Origin of the sequence: Acinetobacter sp. 40AMC3-4, assembly GCF_049898185.1 — a bacterium.
GTDB lineage: Bacteria > Pseudomonadota > Gammaproteobacteria > Pseudomonadales > Moraxellaceae > Acinetobacter.
Genome location: NZ_JAFCXG010000001.1, coordinates 308809 through 328057 on the forward strand (window position 1 = coordinate 308809; position 19249 = coordinate 328057).

At 38.9% G+C, this 19249-nt stretch carries 27 protein-coding genes; 14 read left to right on the forward strand and 13 right to left on the reverse strand.

Annotated elements, in window-relative coordinates:
* Window positions 1–3: 3 nt before the first annotated feature.
* From ACP7BU_RS01460 to ACP7BU_RS01480, 5 genes are read right to left on the reverse strand one after another with little or no spacing between them, the layout of a single operon-like run.
* Window positions 4–1461, reverse strand: coding sequence for a phage portal protein family protein (locus ACP7BU_RS01460; protein ID WP_313564539.1), 1458 nt, complete (start codon window positions 1459–1461; stop codon window positions 4–6).
* Between the two features lie 12 nt (window positions 1462–1473).
* The gene (locus ACP7BU_RS01465; protein WP_425878131.1) at window positions 1474–3150 is read right to left on the reverse strand and encodes a terminase; all 1677 of its coding nucleotides are present in this window, start codon (window positions 3148–3150) and stop codon (window positions 1474–1476) included.
* Window positions 3147–3638, reverse strand: coding sequence for a DUF2280 domain-containing protein (locus tag ACP7BU_RS01470; protein ID WP_085064393.1), 492 nt, complete (start codon window positions 3636–3638; stop codon window positions 3147–3149). Before ACP7BU_RS01470 ends, ACP7BU_RS01465 begins: the two co-directional genes overlap by 4 nt.
* A gap of 45 nt (window positions 3639–3683) precedes the next feature.
* On the reverse strand, window positions 3684–4325 hold the full coding sequence (locus tag ACP7BU_RS01475; RefSeq protein WP_425878129.1) for a putative metallopeptidase: 642 nt from the start codon (window positions 4323–4325) through the stop codon (window positions 3684–3686).
* The gene (locus tag ACP7BU_RS01480; protein WP_425878127.1) at window positions 4285–4722 is read right to left on the reverse strand and encodes a hypothetical protein; all 438 of its coding nucleotides are present in this window, start codon (window positions 4720–4722) and stop codon (window positions 4285–4287) included. The genes ACP7BU_RS01475 and ACP7BU_RS01480 overlap by 41 nt, the downstream gene beginning before the upstream one ends.
* Window positions 4723–4964: 242 nt before the next feature.
* On the opposite strand from ACP7BU_RS01480, the gene ACP7BU_RS01485 reads away from it, so the two are divergent.
* Window positions 4965–5147: a hypothetical protein gene (locus ACP7BU_RS01485; RefSeq protein ID WP_004646436.1), complete on the forward strand. Its 183-nt coding sequence runs from the start codon at window positions 4965–4967 to the stop codon at window positions 5145–5147.
* Between the two features lie 1102 nt (window positions 5148–6249).
* Here ACP7BU_RS01485 and ACP7BU_RS01490 read toward each other — a convergent pair.
* The 8 genes from ACP7BU_RS01490 to ACP7BU_RS01525 all read right to left on the reverse strand — a co-directional run bounded on the left by ACP7BU_RS01490 (window position 6250) and on the right by ACP7BU_RS01525 (window position 10433).
* Window positions 6250–6486, reverse strand: coding sequence for a hypothetical protein (locus tag ACP7BU_RS01490; protein WP_005262234.1), 237 nt, complete (start codon window positions 6484–6486; stop codon window positions 6250–6252).
* A gap of 164 nt (window positions 6487–6650) precedes the next feature.
* Window positions 6651–7202 (reverse strand): hypothetical protein, encoded by a 552-nt coding sequence (locus ACP7BU_RS01495; protein WP_425878124.1) that lies wholly within the window; start codon window positions 7200–7202, stop codon window positions 6651–6653.
* Window positions 7199–7609 carry a DUF559 domain-containing protein gene (locus ACP7BU_RS01500; RefSeq protein ID WP_425878122.1) on the reverse strand — a complete coding sequence of 137 codons (411 nt, stop codon included), beginning with the start codon at window positions 7607–7609 and terminating at the stop codon, window positions 7199–7201. The genes ACP7BU_RS01495 and ACP7BU_RS01500 overlap by 4 nt, the downstream gene beginning before the upstream one ends.
* 70 nt (window positions 7610–7679) lie before the next feature.
* Entirely contained in the window at window positions 7680–7997 is a 318-nt protein-coding gene (locus ACP7BU_RS01505) for a hypothetical protein (RefSeq protein ID WP_004730172.1), read from the reverse strand.
* Window positions 7994–8737, reverse strand: coding sequence for an ATP-binding protein (locus ACP7BU_RS01510; RefSeq protein WP_425878120.1), 744 nt, complete (start codon window positions 8735–8737; stop codon window positions 7994–7996). Before ACP7BU_RS01510 ends, ACP7BU_RS01505 begins: the two co-directional genes overlap by 4 nt.
* Complete coding sequence (locus tag ACP7BU_RS01515; RefSeq protein WP_425878118.1) at window positions 8734–9633, reverse strand: replication protein; 900 nt, start codon at window positions 9631–9633, stop codon at window positions 8734–8736. Before ACP7BU_RS01515 ends, ACP7BU_RS01510 begins: the two co-directional genes overlap by 4 nt.
* A 49-nt stretch (window positions 9634–9682) precedes the next feature.
* Entirely contained in the window at window positions 9683–10171 is a 489-nt protein-coding gene (locus ACP7BU_RS01520; protein ID WP_191730667.1) for a phage regulatory CII family protein, read from the reverse strand.
* A gap of 58 nt (window positions 10172–10229) precedes the next feature.
* A complete protein-coding gene (locus ACP7BU_RS01525; protein WP_425878115.1) occupies window positions 10230–10433 on the reverse strand; it encodes a helix-turn-helix domain-containing protein in 204 nt (67 codons plus the stop codon).
* Between the two features lie 131 nt (window positions 10434–10564).
* Here ACP7BU_RS01525 and ACP7BU_RS01530 point away from each other — a divergent pair, with 131 nt between their 5' ends.
* The 13 genes from ACP7BU_RS01530 (at window position 10565) to ACP7BU_RS01590 (ending at window position 19249) form a co-directional block, all read left to right on the forward strand.
* Entirely contained in the window at window positions 10565–11320 is a 756-nt protein-coding gene (locus ACP7BU_RS01530) for a S24 family peptidase (protein ID WP_425878113.1), read from the forward strand.
* Between the two features lie 80 nt (window positions 11321–11400).
* On the forward strand, window positions 11401–11703 hold the full coding sequence (locus tag ACP7BU_RS01535; RefSeq protein ID WP_005171438.1) for a hypothetical protein: 303 nt from the start codon (window positions 11401–11403) through the stop codon (window positions 11701–11703).
* Between the two features lie 151 nt (window positions 11704–11854).
* Window positions 11855–12145 carry a hypothetical protein gene (locus tag ACP7BU_RS01540; protein ID WP_332858625.1) on the forward strand — a complete coding sequence of 97 codons (291 nt, stop codon included), beginning with the start codon at window positions 11855–11857 and terminating at the stop codon, window positions 12143–12145.
* A gap of 104 nt (window positions 12146–12249) precedes the next feature.
* Window positions 12250–12456 carry a hypothetical protein gene (locus ACP7BU_RS01545; RefSeq protein WP_332858653.1) on the forward strand — a complete coding sequence of 69 codons (207 nt, stop codon included), beginning with the start codon at window positions 12250–12252 and terminating at the stop codon, window positions 12454–12456.
* Between the two features lie 248 nt (window positions 12457–12704).
* The gene (locus tag ACP7BU_RS01550) at window positions 12705–13565 is read left to right on the forward strand and encodes a DNA-methyltransferase (RefSeq protein WP_425878110.1); all 861 of its coding nucleotides are present in this window, start codon (window positions 12705–12707) and stop codon (window positions 13563–13565) included.
* On the forward strand, window positions 13565–14626 hold the full coding sequence (locus ACP7BU_RS01555; RefSeq protein WP_425878108.1) for a DGQHR domain-containing protein: 1062 nt from the start codon (window positions 13565–13567) through the stop codon (window positions 14624–14626). The genes ACP7BU_RS01550 and ACP7BU_RS01555 overlap by 1 nt, the downstream gene beginning before the upstream one ends.
* Before the next feature lies 1 nt (window position 14627).
* Window positions 14628–15509 (forward strand): hypothetical protein, encoded by an 882-nt coding sequence (locus ACP7BU_RS01560; protein WP_425878106.1) that lies wholly within the window; start codon window positions 14628–14630, stop codon window positions 15507–15509.
* A gap of 85 nt (window positions 15510–15594) precedes the next feature.
* Window positions 15595–15930, forward strand: coding sequence for a hypothetical protein (locus tag ACP7BU_RS01565; protein WP_425878104.1), 336 nt, complete (start codon window positions 15595–15597; stop codon window positions 15928–15930).
* Between the two features lie 205 nt (window positions 15931–16135).
* Window positions 16136–16489, forward strand: a complete 354-nt coding sequence (locus ACP7BU_RS01570) for a hypothetical protein (protein ID WP_425878102.1) — start codon at window positions 16136–16138, stop codon at window positions 16487–16489.
* A gap of 224 nt (window positions 16490–16713) precedes the next feature.
* Entirely contained in the window at window positions 16714–17661 is a 948-nt protein-coding gene (locus ACP7BU_RS01575) for a GGDEF domain-containing protein (protein WP_425878100.1), read from the forward strand.
* Between the two features lie 47 nt (window positions 17662–17708).
* Window positions 17709–17882: a hypothetical protein gene (locus ACP7BU_RS01580; protein ID WP_174894566.1), complete on the forward strand. Its 174-nt coding sequence runs from the start codon at window positions 17709–17711 to the stop codon at window positions 17880–17882.
* A 399-nt stretch (window positions 17883–18281) separates the two neighbouring features.
* Window positions 18282–18716, forward strand: coding sequence for a hypothetical protein (locus ACP7BU_RS01585; protein WP_425878098.1), 435 nt, complete (start codon window positions 18282–18284; stop codon window positions 18714–18716).
* Window positions 18713–19249: a hypothetical protein gene (locus ACP7BU_RS01590; RefSeq protein ID WP_364481939.1), complete on the forward strand. Its 537-nt coding sequence runs from the start codon at window positions 18713–18715 to the stop codon at window positions 19247–19249. Before ACP7BU_RS01585 ends, ACP7BU_RS01590 begins: the two co-directional genes overlap by 4 nt.

The following is a 19249-nucleotide window of genomic DNA, read 5'->3' on the forward strand; positions in this document are numbered from 1 at the left end:
GGTTTACTTCCCATTCTGAGCTGTCACATACCCCAACACATCCGCAGCATACAAAGCTTGATCTAAATTGGCTGTGAACTGAGTTTGTGTTGCACCAGGTATTAATTGCATCAGGTTATAAGCCAGACTTTCAGGGCTATCAGACTTGAATACCAATTCCTTGACCTTATCCGGTTTCAGTAACTGCAATTCATCTTGACCATCAGTCAGTTCTTCAACTTCCTGCTGTTCTGGCGAGAGCTTATTGGCTGATGCTTTAAAGTTGAATGCTTGGCGAGGTAATGCAGAGAATTGATTGAAGCTGGTAGGAACCTGCTCATTCAAATCCCCTTCCTGTAGACCATACTCGCGAACAAAATATTCTTTAGACAGATTTGCACCCGCATTCTTTAAATGGACATCACGCTCTGCTTGGTCCTTATTCAGTGGTTTTGGTTTCTCACCAAGCATCACTTCATAATCCCCCCAACCGTTTAAAGCGCATAGAGCATTGACCACAGCCTGTAAAGTTGGTGTGACAAGCCTAATATCAGATTTAAGCTTATCCATTCGTACATTTTCATGCACTTGACCAAGACTGTAGCTTCCCTTCCCATCAGTCCCGCTGGTAAGTGTCTGCCCTAGTACAACTTTCTGGATCTGACGAATCAGCTGATTATTAAATGCCTCAAACGCTGCCCCTGCTGAACCGTTTGTTCCTGGTGCGGAAAGAATCTGAACATCATCATCTGCATCAATCGACAATACGCTTTGAGCATGAGCAGTTAACAAGGCTTTGCTCATATCATCAGTTTCAGTATCTTTGCACTTACCCAGTAAGATTGGTGTTCCAAAACGTTCGAGGAATTTCGCCCAGAATTTGAAGCCATTCTGCTTAAAGAAGAATAACCAATACAGCGTGGCTAATAGCGCTTTACCATATGGCTGTTCGTATGTGGCTTTACGGCGTGTTAAGAAGAATTTGAATGCTTGATCTACCTCATGCTCTGCATTGTTTCCATCCTGACGATAGATTAGCCGACCATCATTCTTAGGCTCAAACCATTGCATCGGTTTTTCACCAATCCATTGCAAACCAATATAACCTTCCGACTTTAGCTCATATACAGCTTCCTGAACCGAGTACCCGAAGAACAGTGCACTCATGGCAGCAGTCGCAATTTCATGGAACCATTCTTTCAGGATGAGATTCAGCTTTTCCGCTTCATCCGTATCATTTGGTTCAATTCGCAATGGCGTTGCTAAAAGTGCATCAATCCGTGTTTCAACTACTTGTGCAATCTCGTCATCATCAAGCAGTACACGCAATCTGTGGCGTGTAATTCCAGCTTTGCGCAGCACTTCATCGGTATCTGGTTGCTTGCCAAAGTTCACCAGAAACTGAGTGACTGCTTCTTGAGTGTATAAATTGCCGTAAGACAAAGCCTTCTTTGACGCTTTGTCCTTTTTAGACTTTGCCATGTTTTTTCCTTATCAATAGGTTCGAGTACCTGCACCTGCAGGTTTTTTCCGTTTTCGCTCACGGATATCACTAAAGCAAATCATGATGCTGTCTGCTCGGTTTGGAGATAAGGCCCCGTCCGGTTGCTTATTGACTAAGATTTTGCCTGCACCATTCTTTGTATAAGTGGGTTGCGATAACTCTCGCTTGAGCTGTTCAAGCTCCTGCTTGTTTATGTCTTTGGTAGAGAGCGAAATAAGATTGTCTAGATCATATTGCATACCCTGTAAGGCTCGATAAGTATTCTGAAATCTTATGCGTAGTGACCACCACATCTGAGCTTTAAGATTGGCAAAGAAGTCTACGTTTTTACGCGCCTCAACCATTTCCTGCTCAGGGTTATGAACTGCACCTGAGCCACGGAATGGATTGGCCTCGATCTCCGGTATCCCTTTAGATCGATTCTGCTCATTAATGACTCGAGCATCACCACGGACACCAGCACCAAGACCGTCAGCATCGTAGTAAAAGGAGTTCAAACGTAAATCAAGGCAAGCATCAATTGCTTTCTGAGTTGTGCCAAAGATGTCATCACCAACGCCTGACCAAGTATCCAAATACTGCAGTACGATGCCATGACGTGCGGCAAAAGAGTTTTTATCCTTACCCTCATCTGCCACATCAAGCGCGCCCATACGTTCGCCTGAAGGCTGAATATTCAAATTAAGATGAGCATCAACTGCAGCTTGCACCCATGCTGATGGAATTAATACACCTTCCACCGATGCGGCATAATCAATATCAACCTCTTGAGCTAAAACAATATCGTCTAGTGTGGCCAATTGTTTTTCATACCAGGGATGAATTAGCTTGCCATTAAATTCGACCTGCCAATTCTTATCTGGGTTATCACGCCATGCCATTGTGAATACGGCGTAACGTCCACTAAAACGATCCTGGTGAAACTTATCCCCAATACCGTTAGGAGTGGATCCCTTGATGTGTACGTTGGTGTTTTGAGAGATTGCGGCGTCTACAGCTTCTTGTCTCTCTACAAATGCCCATTCATCCAGAAAGTACATTGTAGTACGACCACCACGGCCAATGTTGTCACCAGCTTCACCAGTGACGGTTGCGCCGTTGTCCGGGTTAATGATTCGCATGTAGTTGTCATGCACTTTCTCAACAAAGCCTTTAGGCTTCATCCAGTCCGGCAACTTGGAAAACATATCCCGAAACTTATGCAGTAACGTTTTCGGATCGCCTTTCTTATCAACCAGATCCTCTTTACGACTACCGACACCACCCGCAAAGCCTTCAACAAATAACCACCGGTGCAAATAAAAGCCAAGTACAACGTAACTCATACCCTCATCACGACTTTTTTCAATTAAGCCGTGTGTCTGGGTGCTTTCACGCTCTAATAGCCAATCGACAAGCTCAACCTGACCAGGACGCAAAACAAAAGGAATATTCGCCGGCAGTCCAAAAGGCATGCCCCGTGGATCATAAGTCCATACCCAGTGATTAAACCAATGAGCCGGATCATTCTTACATTTGTAGATTTCAGCCTCTCGACTTAGTTCATTCTGCTCTATCAGCATCCGGTAGTAATAGCGCCGTTTCATCTCTTCAATGATTTCAGGCAGACGTGTATTGATCGTCCACTCTTTAATTAGTGGCGCTATATCTTCGATTGCATAAGTCATAACTTGCCATTAATTGCTAAACGCGAAAGCTCTTGAGCGGATAGTCCGTTAAGCTCATCTGGTGTGAATTGATGCGTTGATTTGGTTTCTTGCTGAATAGGTCCGCCGTCTGGACCAGTGATTTCCTGCTTTGTCACACGGCCATCAGTCTCTTGGAACGCTTGCTTGAGTAAATTCTGCTTGGCGCGTTTGTTCTTGCCAGAGTCTTCATACATCTTTTGAAGCTCCATAAGCCGAAACGCTTTATTTGCAATCGCAATATTCTCAATATTTGCTCTGAAGTCTCTGCGCGTATCCTCAAATAGCTTCTTTAAAGCCTTACTGATTCCCCTGCACGTGGCTTTGGTTGGATCATAAGAGGCTACCTGCTGACGATCAATTTCAATCCCATATCTCTCCCTTACAGCATCTACTACTTGTTGAGGTGTTTCAAAGCAGGCAAGAGACTGAACTATAAACATTTTTACAGGCTCTTTTAGGGTTGCCATAAACTCACCTTTGTAAGAGTACGTAAGGGTAACTAGGCAAAAAAATTAACCAATCACACAGTTACCACAACACGCAGCAATATTCGTTTCAGATACAAACGGCGCATTCCTGGCAATTTCCAAAAGCCGTTTTACAGATTCGTCTGCACCCCACCGTTTGGTCTCACCAAAGAACACTTCAACGTCATGGCCAGCCAGGTAATGCTTAGGTAAACCAGTCATATCGCTATAAATGATTTCGCCATCTTCACCACGCTCTACACCGATGTGATATAGCTCATGCTCAATCAAACGGCAGAACTCACGATCTGAGGCTTGTTCACAGAATGCAGCATCAACCGTAATCAGGTATTGAGGCACAAAGCCAAACCAGTCCCGCATCTGTTGTTCCTGGCGTGCTTTCTTCCAGCCGCCCACGTTAAACATGACCTTTTCACATTGGCCTAACACCATACGTTTTTTCGCTACGGCGGCAGATGAAGCCCAGGCGAATGCAAGGAACTCTTCATTGTCGTGAAGTAGCTCAGCAATATGGTCGTGATCTGGGTTATGTAGTTCACCACCGAGAGTAAGCCAGTTATTCACGACCCATTCTTTAAGCTCTGATGCAGGTGCCAAACGTATGGCTTCCTCTTCCTCAGCCTGATCAATCAGCTCCGTCGGCGGGAATGGTCTGAACTGTTCCATTGTCTAATCTCTCTAACTGGCTTCTAATCCAATTAATTGCATAACCTGATTCAATTTGATGAGGCTCAAGACGCACAAATGTATAACCTTGATCTTCAGCAAGATCATACTTATTAAATGAATTCGCTATCTTTTTCCCACCACGACCAACCGCCCATGGACTACCCACAATTTCTATAAGAAGATTCAGCTTCACAATATAAAAATCAAACCGCCAATTTTTGGTTGATTCAAATTGAAACTTTCGACGATAACCAATGGCATGTTCTTCTAATTCTTGAAATAGGGTTTCTTCTGCTTCTAAGTATTTTTCTTTGGCTTTCGGTAGTGGCTTATTGCGGGGTTTGGTTTTGATTGGACGCTTCTTGGTTTTCCAGAAATATTCTTTTTCATCCATATACACCCCTTGTATCAGCAATGTATCGAGAAGATATAAATTAAATACCTTGACTATTTAAATAGTGATACAGATCAATCTGGCGACCGGTTTATTATAAAAACCTTTGAAATATAAATAAGATATAAACATTTGAATCCTACATATATCTACACTTATCCCTCCAAATCATCCCATTGTAAGTGCTACTAGTATGTCACTCTGAATAGGTCGAATCTTCGGCAACAAAAATTGAGAAAACTATGTTAGTTAATACAAATACCGCTCAAAAAGCTTCTTTCAATCAATTTTCAAATAATGCTACTGAAAACAAGCCTAAATCAGAAAACCATACACAGAAGCCTACACAAGATAAACCCAATCAAAATGATACAACCTCCACTAAAGAGCAAGATGATCAAAAAGAAAATACAGATAAAAAGTAAATCATCGCTCAATCTTTTGATTAGTAAGAAAAGCCTATCTACCTGATGGGCTTTTTGAAATTTGAAATATCTATTCTACACAACACCACTTCAAATCATCCCCATGGATGCCAAAGCCATTCCCAAACTCATTCGACCTAATCGCATATTCACCACCAATAAGAAAAGAAAAACCCCGACAAATTAATGACGGGGTTTGAGTCGTAATACGTTCGACAAAAGGAAAATAGCAATATATTTCAATAAAAAACCCGTTTAACTCTCTCCAATTAAACGGGCTTGACTTGCATCACAACGTCTTTCTTCTTTTGCAGAGCAACTATATTGCTTAAATATTACAGCTTTATGAAACAGCTCTTTGCTTGAGTGATTGTTATTCAACTTCTTTCAAACAATCCCGACACACCTTGATTTCTTCATCATCAATCGTGTAATCGATCTCAGTCGCACCGTGTAGGCCGAATAAGCACATCAGTAATCTAAGCATGATTTTACTCCTGGACAATCAAGCAATCATGTCGCAAGAAATGTCAGTTATTTTCACTTATAAAACATAAATTTATAATATTCATTACTGAAATAATGTCATTAACTTTGTCGAACTAAGCAAGATTTCTTCCTGGTTAATCAAGCATTTTAACTTGGTGTGATTACACTAGTATTTCTCAGGGCAATAAAAAAGCCCTTTTCGCAGGGCCAGACGCTACTCACAATCACACACACCTAACATGCACGGTCTGCTTTACTTGCTTTCAATCCTCTTTAGGTCGGGACGCTACTCCCTAGTCTAGATTCCCGAAGGAAGTTTACTCGATGGCATGTTCCACTGGTCAGCACTCCAGTAGGCTTGGGTCGCTTTTTACAGGCAATAAAAAGCCCACTTACTCGTCAAATAAGTGGGCCAGTGCTGTAGTCACTTTCTTCGTATTGCATCTTCTTCTTATCGCAAAAACAATATAGCACCGAAGCTTTGATTAGAAAGTATAGAGAATATTAAGAAAATGTTTTCAAATGTTGAGCTTAAGTCAATTTTCTTTTCAGATAATAAATTCTATGCATTAAAAAAGCCCACCATTTGGCGAGCTTTCCTTGATGCTTAAACCTATTTTTGACATTTCACGTTAAACTGGTATTCGTCTTGAGTGACCTTAATTTTAATATTTTTATATTTTCGTTTGTTTGGATCCATTGCCGAGCCAGCCACTTCCTCAAAAAAGCTACGATCATTCATTAGCTCGCCATACGCTTTATAGCCTAATAAAATCTTTTCAGGCTTTTTGCCTTCAGCCACTAATTTACCGAGAGTATCTTCTAGTTTTTTAACAGTTAAAATCGCCATTTCAATTAGAGCTCAAAAACAAAAAGGCATTATCACTTAATTTTATGAATAAATAATGTCAAAAAAGCCCATCTTTCGATGAGCTTTAATAACTTGGTCTCGGTTGAACCGTAATACGACCAGTATAGTGAAACTATACCTCGGTTTCCGGAATAATGGAATCCCTACGCTTCAAATTCTTTATAAGTATTTTTTCGATAACTTTTAATGGTTTTGGCTGCCTCATCAATTGCATTCTCAATGGCTAAAACCATAAGGTTTTCGTATTGCTTCCATGTTTTACGATAGCACTCTGCATCCATCTGCCAGCTACGCAGACCCGCATAATACAATCGCCCCTGAGCTGTAAAATTATTCTCCAAATCAGGATTAAGAGAAAAGTCTATTACCATCCGTGCAATCATTGATGCCATCTCATCAATGGTCACTTTGGCAGGATCTCGTCTTTTTTCCAGCTTTGCATTTGTAGACATGATGAGCGCAAGGTGTGACTGCACATGTCTATAATCCATTTCGGATTTGCCTTCAAAGACAATCAATGCTGTAACTGACTTAGCAAGCTGCGTTTCCATGGATGCCACCGCACCAAGACGATCTTGATAATCCAGAGGCTTCTCATTAGTCCTATGTACCACAGGCTCAAAGTTAGGTGACTTTGCTGTAGTACCCCGAATCAACCATTCAAACTGTTCAAATTTTTCAACCATCGCATTCATCCTAAATCCCCTACCATCTTTTCTATTTGCTGGATCGCGTGACCTGACTTCACTTGATCTGTACTAAACCGTATTACTTGAAAACCCATCATTGTTGCGGCGTTATATTTTTCCATGTCCCCGATATACCCCTTGCCTCTGGTATGCCTTCCTCCACTCCAGATCGCACCTTCAACTTCTACCAGTATCTTTTTTCCTACCAGGTGGAAATCAGCTCTCCATTTCCGCTTTGGGTGAAACTCAAATTCCTGCTCAAACTCAATTTTTAAAGTCTTTAGTTCTCGGGCCAGTTTCGCCTCAAACTCATTCGGTACTTTTTCACCTTTCACCTTAGGACGCTTGGAGCGCCCTTTCGGTCTGGTGGCTTTCACCATCTTCTTGTATTCAGCGATTGAGTAGCTGGTCATTCACACCACATCCTCAAAACGACGGCGCCAATTGCCATGAAAATAAACATCAATGTTTTGTTTAGATCCTTCATACGGCAATTTCACCCTTTACATTCATAATGTCTTTGGCATATGCAGTTGCACGGTAATGACTCTCTGATACACGCTCCAAATAACCACCTTTGACATGCTCCTGAAGCAGGCTGTAAATAGTGGTTCTATGGAAATCAAAAACAGCTTCTTGCACGTCCTTCACTGAAAATGGCGTAGTGGCATAACAAGCAAAAAGCATCAAACTTATCTGATCTTCAAAGCTAACTTTCCTATGGATTTTTGACTGATCATCAGAATCAATTTGCTTAATCTCGCCACCATTTTTCAAAAATTCTTCAATTGTTGTATTCACACCCCACCCCCTACACGCTGATCTGCCCAATTACATTCCACCAAGGTTAGGCCACCCTGTTGAAAACGAGACCAAAGACGATCGCCTAAATCCTTTTGCAGCTCAGCTAATGTCAGATTCGAAATCAGCATGGTCGGCTTCATCCGGTCATAACGTGCATATAAAACTTTGTGAACCAACTCACGGCGTTTATCACGGTCATGCAATCCATATTCATCCAGGATTAACAGGTCATACTGGCTGAAATCATAAATCACAGATTTTTCTGTAGCGTCCAGCTGCTCCCATGCGTTCATGATTCGCTGTGCCAGATCTTCGCTGGTGATGTACCGTGCATACTTGCCCTTGTTGAGCAATGTCCGAGCCGTAGCACAGCTAAGATGGGTTTTTCCTGTACCAGTAGGCCCCACCATCACAAAGTTATTCTTATGACCGCCGATCATGTTCTTAGCAAAGGAAACAACCTGATTCAGTGCGTTCTGTTGGCCAGCATGCTGAACGATATAATTTTTGAATCCTGATGTTGCATGGCGCTCTGGAAGCATTGCCCCAGCAAAGTGTTTTTCACGTACGGTACGATCAATTTCAGCCTGTGCTTGTGCAAGTTGTTCTTCATGGAACTCAACGGCGCATTGCGGGCACTTCTGAAATGGTCCTGCTTGTACCATTGCTATTTTGTGCTCTGAGCAGATCGCTTGTGTTTGTTTTAATCCCTGAGTCAGCATCGACATTGCGTTCATACAAAGTCCTCCGGGATATGGACTGGTGAATTTACTGGTGCGTGATGTTGCGATGCTTGGCCTGCCCAAGCTGTATTCACATCCAGATTAGAATTTTGTTTTTCAGAAGATTGATACGTTTTTTGAGTGTATTTACGCTTGATCCACTTCACGAAGTTTGAATACATCTGGGTGTCTGTAATCTGACCTGCGTTCAAACGTGGTTCGTAGTGAGCATTCACTTCAAGTAAAATCTGATTCACCAGTTCTTGGGTCATCGGAGTTTCACCTGATCTCTGTAACCAGGAATTCAGAGAATGTAAATCTGGTGTCCAGAGATTCAGAACCTGATCAACTGAATTTTCCTGCACGTTTTTCTCTTTAAAGTTTTCTTTAAATGTTTCTTTAAGTGTTTCTTTAATAGTGCCCCGTTCAACGGTACTGGTCCCGTCACCTTTCGCGGTACTAGTCCCGTCCCGTTTGGTGGTACTAGTCCCATCACCTTTAAGGGTACTACCCTCATTTGGTACTAGTCCCTTTTCGCGGTACTGGTCAGGAGTGAATAAATATTCATTCAAACAGCCTGTTGTTCTCTCGACTTTGATCAAGCCAAGCTCTTCCAGATCACGAATACATGACATAACCGTATCGCGTTTTTTGATACCGCAATATTTTTGAAATTGAGTGATGGCGATTGGGTGAGATACGCGGTCAAATCCAATGGTTTGACGCATGACAAACATTAAACACTTAAACGCCTTATCGTTTAACTGGGCCATGATCTGACCATCAATTAAACCATTTGGCATCTTGGTGTAGCGCTCTTCTTTATTCGACATAGCTTTGCGCTCATTTTTTGGAAAATGAACTACTTGCCCTTGAGGTATTGGTGGTTCATGTGCTAAATTTGATTTCATATTCATTGGTTCCGATAATTAATGAATTGAATAAGCCTGAGTTCTAACCTCAGGCTTTTTCTTTATGTGGATTAGCGGTATAACGCTTCATTTGTTTAAGCGCTGCTTGATCTGCTGCTGTAGCAAACTCGATAATCCGCTGAAAAATGTTGTGAATTTCTTCATATTCTTGCGGTGTGATTACGCCATCTTCATAGGCTTCATATACCTTCTGATTCGCCTGCCCATTGCAGATATTTCCCTGCATCATTGCTTCAATTACTGATAGCTCATGGTGTTTACTACCGTCACAACCAGTAGGAATTAGAGCCAATCCTAATTGATGTGCCCATGCACGCAGAACTACTGGATTGCCAGTAAAAGAAAGCATCATTTCGAACTTCTTCAGGCTTGGCAGGTAGTCCATATTTGGATTTGCATAGTTCAAAACGGTTTTATGTGAGTCGCCCAAAACATCGGCAATCTGCTTTGGATCAATACCTGGTGTTTGGTGAACCATCTTGTACATTGCGCTTTGCGCTTCTTTACTGAATTCCATGTGTGAATCCCTTTGTTTATTCACATTTATTTCAAATGCTTATCTGGTAATAATGGGTTTAAGCAGATGCCAGTATTTGGTTTTGTTGAGTTCTTTCACTTACTAAACGATCCAGAGCGGCACCCTTGCTGTAAGACACATCAAACTGCTCGTCATTTTCGATTTTTGATACAGAGCTTTGAGCTATACCTGTACGGTTGCTAATTTCAGACTGACTAAGACCTTGACTGCGTAGAAATAAGATCTTTTCTTTAAGGTTCATGCTTCTCTACCTCTAATTCACTTTAATTTTATTCTTATTCACTTATGAATAGTTGTCAATGCATAAGTGAATTATTTCGGTTTAATTATTCTTTTTTGAATAAAATGTAAATATATTACGAGGACTTTCAGATGTACCCATTCTTAAAAAAGAATATTGAGTACCTGTTTGAGAAACACAAAACTAATCCAAACAGGCTCTCCAAAGAGATCCAGATTCCACAGGCTACTTTATTTAGAGTTGCGAGCGGTCTTACAAAAGAACCCAGAAGAGAGGTTCTTGATGCTATTTCTACTTGGGCAGGTATATCTGTTGCTGTACTTACAGATGCTAATTTGGAGCTAATAGAGCAGAAGCCAGAAGTTCAGGTTGAGGCTTCTGAAAAAAAAGGAGATATTTATATTTCTCCAATCGAATTTAGAAGTACTGAAGAAAAAAAATTTAATGTGAAAATACCGGTGTACAGGGATGTAAAAGCTTCTTGTGGAAGCGGGATAGAAAATTTTTTAGAAGACCCAAGTGAATATTTAAATATTGACCCATCACTTCTTAGGATTTTGGGTATACAAGCAAAGCCTGAAAACCTAAGAGTTATTTATTCTGATGAATACAGTATGTGGCCAACTGTAGCACCAGACAGCCCTCTTTTTATTGATGTGGCTGATAAAGATCCAGGCATGCTTAAGAGTGGATCGGTGTATGTTTTTAAGCATAACTACGAGCTAAGAATGAAAAGGATTTTTATAAGCTATGCAGGCGGCACAACAGTAAGGCTTGCAAGTGATAATCCTGACAAGATTCGCTATCCAGATGAATTTATTACTAATGAGCAGCTTAATGAAATTGATTTTATTGGTCGCCTGGAATCTGCTTTAGTTAAACCTTAAAAAAATAAAAGCCGCTATATGCGGCTTAGGTTTTATCAAGATGTTGAATATAGTAGCCCCAAAAAAAGAAGGAAACCACAATGATCGCAACACTTAATAAATCCAAAACTGCGCTAACAATTAATCGTCAAGAGTTTAAGTTGGCATTAGGTAAAATCGGTGAAGGGATTGATAAGCAAATAGCTTCGCTTAAGAAGGCCAAGCAAAGCTATGACGCTGCTGAAATAGCACGTGAGGTCATTAGTGAAGCAAATATCTTTGAAGCTATTATTGAAGGCTTTAACGAAGCAGAAGAGACGAATTTAAAGCTGACTGACATAACCAATCTTGAAGTGGCACAAGGATGGATAGATGAGTTTTTAGAGAAGTATTCTGCGCTATAAATCCCCCAATCAATTTTTGTTGGCTGAAGAGGGAAAATTGGCCAAAAGATGGTTGATAAGAAAGAATTAACAAAAGCCAATATATTCAGCTTTGTCTAAATTGATAGAATCGCCGTTTTCTACAGAAAACTTAAGATTAATAAGGATTGAAGTGAATACGCAATATGGCTTACCCGAACTAAGTAAATACAGTGAACTAAGTAGTGATGAACAAGCGGCAATCCATCAAATGCTTATCTCTTACGTACGTTCAGATCAACTTTATAATATTATTCTGACCCATAATGTTGAGCCTTATGATTTAGTGAAGATTGTAAGTATTAGTTTTGAGAATAGAGATGCTGCTATCTGGATTCATTTCGAAACTATTACTGCTGAGAGATTGACTATGCCTCTCGATTTTATTTCAAGCATAGAAGTCTGTAATTACGAAGGATTTTAAACACTGTGAACCTGAGGCGGCCTGAGTTGATTTTCGGTTGACTCAGGGCGCTTAAAGATTAAGTACTAGTGACTAGGGATAGCTAATAAACATAATGCAAAAAAATTGAAATAAATTCATCTAAGATCGGTCATGTGTTTTACCAGCACCACTTGTTGACTGTAGTACTTCAGACGGGCGAAAGATTTCTATATCGTCTACTCGAATCCAATACTTTTGCTAAATTTATGGATTCGACTGATAAAGACAAGTTTTATAAAACAGAAATTGAAGCAAATAAAAAGTTTAAGCGTATTCAGCTTTTTATTTAGCTGTAGTGGAATTGGGTCAGTAAGGTGGTTTAGATTTGACTAATAAGGGAATAAGACTATTAGAAAATTCACTATCCTTTTGGCGTTTAGAGATTAGGAACTATCTGGACTGAGGATGTTTGGAGTTTATCAAATGCAGAGAAAAGGATGCTTAATTAATAAGCCTTATCCACTTGCTTTAAAGTATCAATGGATCTATCCTCCTAGTTTCAGATTCTTTGTTATTTTATTAATGGTAAGCACCAACTATGGCTTTTGAAATATTCAATGATGATTGTCTAAACATCTTGAAAACTCTAGAAGATGGTCATATTGATCTTACGATCACCTCACCACCTTATTGTATAGGTAAGGCATATGACATTCACACTACTATTGAAGGGTTCATCGAAATTAACGAACCTGTCATTAAGTTAATTTGTGAAAAGACCAAACAGGGTGGGTCTGTTTGTTGGCAAGTAGGACATCATGTTATAAAAGATGAAATTGTGCCTTTAGATTATATTGTATATGAAATTTTTAAGCGTGTTTGTCCTGACATGAGGCTTAAAAATCGTATTATCTGGACTTTTGAACATGGTGCAAACTGTAGAAATCGATTCAGTGGTAGGCATGAGACCATTTTGTGGTTTACGAAAGGTGAAAAAGGTTATTTTGACTTAGATGCGGTGCGTGTGAAACAAAAATATCCTGGTAAAAAATACTATAAAGGCCCTAAAAAAGGTGAATATAGCGGAAATCCATTAGGGAAAAATCCTGGTGATGTGTGGGCAATTCCAAATGTAAAAGCCAACCACATGGAAAAAACTGCTCACCCATGTCAGTTTCCTATCGCATTAGCACAACGTTTAGTTAAAGCACTTTGCCCTAATACAGGTATTGTTCTTGATCCATTTATGGGTTCTGGATCAACAGGTGCTGCTGCAATTTTAGAAAAGAAAAAATTTATTGGTATTGAGTTAGATGCTTCATATTTTGAAATAGCAAAAAACCGATTAAATGACGCTGAAATAGGTTTATTAAAGTATCGAGAAATTGACAAACCTATTATGGATCCGGCCATGGCTGGTGCCGTAGCAAGAGACCCTTTTAGTAATGAGATAATATAATGAATATTCAATCTACTGAACAAACAGATTTTTTAGAAGTGCCATGTCTGGAACTTACTCAACACTCAAGTAAACTATATCAATTTAATTTAGATGCGATTAGTTTATGGAATATTCTTAAAATTAATGAGCGTATAGCAGACAAAGATGAAGGTTATCAAAGAGCTCTTTCAAATACGCGTGCTGAAGATTTAAAAAAGTTCATTAATAACAAAGGCATTGTTTCTCCAGCGTTAATTGTATCGCTTGAAAATGCTACTTACGACAAGTCAAAAAATATTTTGAAAATTCCTAACATTGAAAATGCTGGGTGGGTAATTGATGGTCAACACCGATTACGTGGTGCCTATTTAAGTGCTACTCAAAAGGAATCACCAGTAAACATTGACTTGCCTGTAGTTGCTTTTTTAAACTTAAATGAAGACGAGCAAATCATTCAATTTGTTACTATCAATAAGGAGGCTAAAGGCGTACCGACTTCTTTATATTACGACTTACTAAATCGGCTTCCTCCTAAGAAAACATCAGCCGATCAAGCAAAAGAGATAGCTGTAGAGGTTGCTAGAACATTAACAAAAGATTCAGAATCTGTTTTTTATGATCGAATTATTTTTGCTCGCTCTCCTAAAAAAGGTGAAATATCCTTAAACAACTTTGTTCGAAAAATAAGTCCCTTACTTACAGAAAATAAAGGAACCTTAGGAACTAATTTTTCACAGTTAGAAAAAGTAAAAATCCTTAATAATTATTTTTCTGCATTAAAAATTGTTTTTCCTGAACAGTTCACCTCTAAAAATCAACGCTTTATGTCGACTTTAGGCTTTGGTGCAGTCATTAATACTTTTGATACAGTATTCTCCCTGACTAGAAGTGAGTTCGGTACATTTAGAACAGATGATATTGTAAAAGTTTTGACGAGAATTGATGACTATAATTTTACTCATTGGGATCAATATGGGACAGGGGTAGCAGCAGAAAATGCGGTAGGTTCTGATTTTAGAACTGTATTAGTCTCCCGTACTCAAGAAGTTACAAGTGAAGAAGGTATTTTAAAACTCTAATATGGCTAAAAGTATATTAGAAAGAGTGTATTTTGATCGACTGACAGTAAGGTCAATTGATCAAATAACTAATAAATGGAAAGCGCTCTATATCCAAGATGACGACTTATTGCATTCTGAGGATGTGGAGAATAGTCTTGTTAATATTAATCAGACATTACCTCAAAGTATAAGTGAAACTGCACCTTTTAATTACTTATATTTACACAACCAGATTCTACGCGAATCTATTCTTTCTACACAAAAAGCATTAGCCATCTTAAGAAGTATAATTAGAGATATTTCAAATGGTCAATTAACTTATTCTGAGGTTTCTGCATATTTAGTAAATATGCTTTTAGCTAAATCTATCTGTATTTTATTAGGTGTATGGTACTCGCATAATCCAATAAGAATAACTGGGAATAAAGATGAGTACTTTATAATCGATTTGTTTCATAAAAAATCTAATAGTTTAGAATCAAGAATCTTTAATATTAGCAATACAAAATTAAACCATAAGCAATTTTGGACACTATTTTCGAATATTTTAAAAAATACTACAGGATCGAATGTAAACAGTGGTTTAGTTAATTTTATCAATAATAATAACCATGAAAACTATTCAAAGATTAGAAACTACTTACAATATAGTTATGTAAATTGGATATTTGATGATCTCAAAGATGATACGGCTCTTGAAATAGATTGGTTTTCCAATTATGAAGGAAACTTCACAATTGATTTTAGTTCTTTTCAAAATAATGCGAATAAATTATTATCATTAGAGTTATTAGGGCTCAATATTTCATTATTCAAAAATATAGCCATTCATGAAGAGCTAAAGCAGCAATTACGTACGTTTGAGTTAATGCTGGAAAAATACCAAAATTGGATGAATTAATGATTGCTAACCCACCCCAGCGGTGGGTTTTTCTTTTCCCCGTACTTCTTTATAATTCAAAGTCCAATAACAATAAAATCAAACTATGAAATACATCACACTTACTACCCTGCTCTTGTCTTTGGCTTTCACTGGGTGTGAAAAGCAACTTAGTGAAGATATAGATCCAATTGCTACCACTACAGCTTTTGAGAACTCAGATAATATTCTTAGCAAATACCTGGAAAAGTTAGATTCAGAGTTCACCACTCAAGATGTGCGGGTAAAAATCTTATGTAGAGACTACCCGCGCGAGTATGAAAAAAACTATATGCCTAACTTGTTGAAGCTATCACCCGGTGAATACTCTGAAGTTGCACTTTTGGCTGATATGGATTTGGTTTTGGATCACTACAAAGAGAAAGATGCTATTCAGTGCTAAAGCTTTCTTACTTCTGAAATATTAAATCTTTATATTAGACTTAAGACCTCTCATGACCAGGTCTGTAATAACTAAGTAAAGCATCACTAACCCGCTATCCGCGGGTTTTCTTTATGTAAGGTAAGTGTAACCTTGTCTTTAAATGTTACATTATAACAATTAATATAAAGATACCTATGATTCATAAATAGAAAGGTAAGTCTCAATGAAATATCTGTTAGGCGCAGCATTGTTAGGATTGGCGATTACTGGCTGTACTTCAAATCCAAAAAACGAAGTAGAGCAAGAAAAAGTTGTGAGCAATACTCCAGCTGAAACTCAGGTAATTAATTTTACTGGTCCAATGGATCTTACAGTTGAATTGAAATCTTCAGATAATTTTGAAACTGCAGAAATGACAGATAATTCTGGCAAGGTTTATCACCTTAAACGAGCTATTTCAGGAAGTGGTATGCGTTTGGCCAATGATGACGGCGTTTCAATTCACTTCAAAGCTGGTGAAGGTATTGTAGAGTTTATGAAAGACAAACCTATCAGTATTACTGAATACAAAAAATAAGATTATTGTTGCAGGATAACCCACCCCAGTGGTGGGTTATCTTTTTATTATATGAAGTAATATTCCTATTTATTAGCCGATGGAATTTCTAAAAATTTTAAGTAAAGTGAGTTAAATTTTTGAATAATTAGTGAGCTAATCAGTTTAAAATTATAATATATGACGCTGTAGTCTAAAAATTGTTTTTTTCACATCTCTCTTAGTACAAACATCGGACTAACTTAATGAATAATATTAACTTTAAGAATTTCAAAGAGGCTGGCCAAGCCATTTTAAAATTCTTATCTCAACGATTTGGATTTAAGTTATGGATGATTACCCGTACCGAAGGTGATGACTGGATCGTGTTACTAAGTGAAGATAATGGCTATAACGTTAAGCCAGGACAAGTATTTCGATGGGCAGATTCTTTCTGCTCACACATGGTACAAAATAATGCGCCCCGCATTGCCCCCTATTCACCTGATATTCAAGTTTACGTAGACGCACCTATAAATCACTTAGTCCCAATTAAAGCCTATATCGGCCAACCTCTGTATAAAGAAGATGGGTCCCTTTTTGGCACTCTCTGTGCAATCGATCCTGAACCTCAATCTAAAAATCTGGTCGAGGAAGCTCCATTATTTGAGCTGCTAGCACAAGTGCTTAGCTATAATATTCAAGCTGAATTAAAAGCCGCTGAGTACATACGTAAAGCTGAACGGTTTGAAATGGAGGCATTGTCCGATCCCATGACTGGCCTTTTTAACCGTCGTGCTTGGGACCAGTTAATTGTATTAGAAGAAAAGCGCTGCAAGCGATATGGTCACCCTGTTGCTATTCTTATGATTGATCTTAATGACCTCAAAATCACCAATGATACTTTGGGGCATGCTGCAGGTGATGAACTCATTCAAAAAATGGCTTTAACCCTCAAAAACACTGTACGCAATAATGATATTGTCGCTCGTCTAGGTGGTGATGAGTTTGCTGTACTCAGTATTGAAACCAGCCGAGAAAATGCGGATAAACTTGCAACCAGAATTCAAACTGCTATTGCAAAAGCTGGCATTAGTGCTGCAATTGGTTTTGCAATGCGAAATCCAGCATACGGTCTATCAGCAGCTATAATAGAGGCAGATGAAAAAATGTATCAGGATAAAGCCCTAAGCAAATCACCTGAGACTAATTAATAAAAAACGCGAACCCGACGCGGCTCTTGGATCGGGTGGAGAAAAATATGCCTTCAATTGAAGAAAAACGCTTAGCTATTGAGATGGCTGATAAAATCATACAAACACGATTGTCCCATCAATTAACTCAAAATATGAAGGATAATATTCGATCCGGTGAAGTTGAGTACTGGAAAGAAATTTATACTGAATGCTTGAAGATAATTGGTTCAGATAACTAATTTTGACTTTCGGTAAGTCTTGAAACCATCGCCTCTTGATCAGTAATAGTGAGCTGCTTATTATCGAATACATAAGCTTCAGCTATATTTATGTACTCCTGTATCAGTACATGATCATGTGTACCTAAAGACACATATGTTTGATATAGATTCGCCCGAAACTCTTCTCTAGTCATTATTATAATCTCCAAACAACCCATCCCTGTGATGGGTTTTCTTTTGTCTATTAAAACATGAAATAAAAATAAAATAAGAAAATATTATTCACTTTTTAATTATTCACTATTGACTATAACTATTCACTAATGAATAATCTATTCATCGAAACAACAAAAAGCCTCAGCGTAGCTCGAACTACCTGAGGCATGACCCACAACCTAACCTGTGAGTGAAATTATTATGAACACAAAACTAACTCCACACAATAGCTTCAAGGTAACTCTGTTTACTGCTGCCTTAACTGTAAGCGCCTTGGCGTTTGCTCATCTTGCTGACTTTGGTACTGACCAGATGGCACCAGCTCAAAATATTCAATCTGAATATGGAATCGTCTCTTTAAAGATGCTCGACGATGTACACGGTGAAGCTGTCGTAAATCTGGATGGTTTTCGTTTGGAAATCACTTCATTTGAAGTTGAAGCACACCCGGATGATTACGGTGTACCAGGTTCTGAGTTCACGAATGTTGAAGTAATAGAACTGGGTGAAATCAATATATTTGATGCCAATGGCAATCCGTATAAAGACTTCACTGACTACCAGGATCACCGTGAAATCAATTCAATGATCGCTGGTCACATCATGAAACATCGTCTGGTGGAGGTGCAGTCATGATTTTAAATTCTGCTGATCAAATTTTTGAAGCACTTTTAAATGGCCAGCTAGTCTACTGGTGTGAATGTGGCTCTGATGACTGGTCTCCTCTTGATGATCGAACTCAAATTAATTTTGTGGACCTTTACACCGGTTTCCTGCAATTCAAAGCAGATGAGCTACCTGTAATACCAATGCCGATTGAGTTCAACTCAACTCATCGCTACTTCTCTGAGTACATCAAGACCTTTGAAGGACTTGAAATATATCGAGTGGGTAAAACGCGTGTGAGCTATTTCGCTCTACGCATCAAAAGCGCCGGAACCATTGCTGACTATTTCTGTAATACGCAGATCTACTCCATTCAACCCAATGGCTCATTGAAGAAGATGGATAAATCTCTTACTCCGCAATGGGTTCTGGATGGATTGGAAAATGCGCGTGTTGCTATGCGCAAGAACAAGCGTCATCAAGCTTTAGAAAGTACGGGCTTCTTTGCATCTGAAGACTATAAAAACTTTAAACGTAATAACCGTTCTGCAGGAGTACGTTGA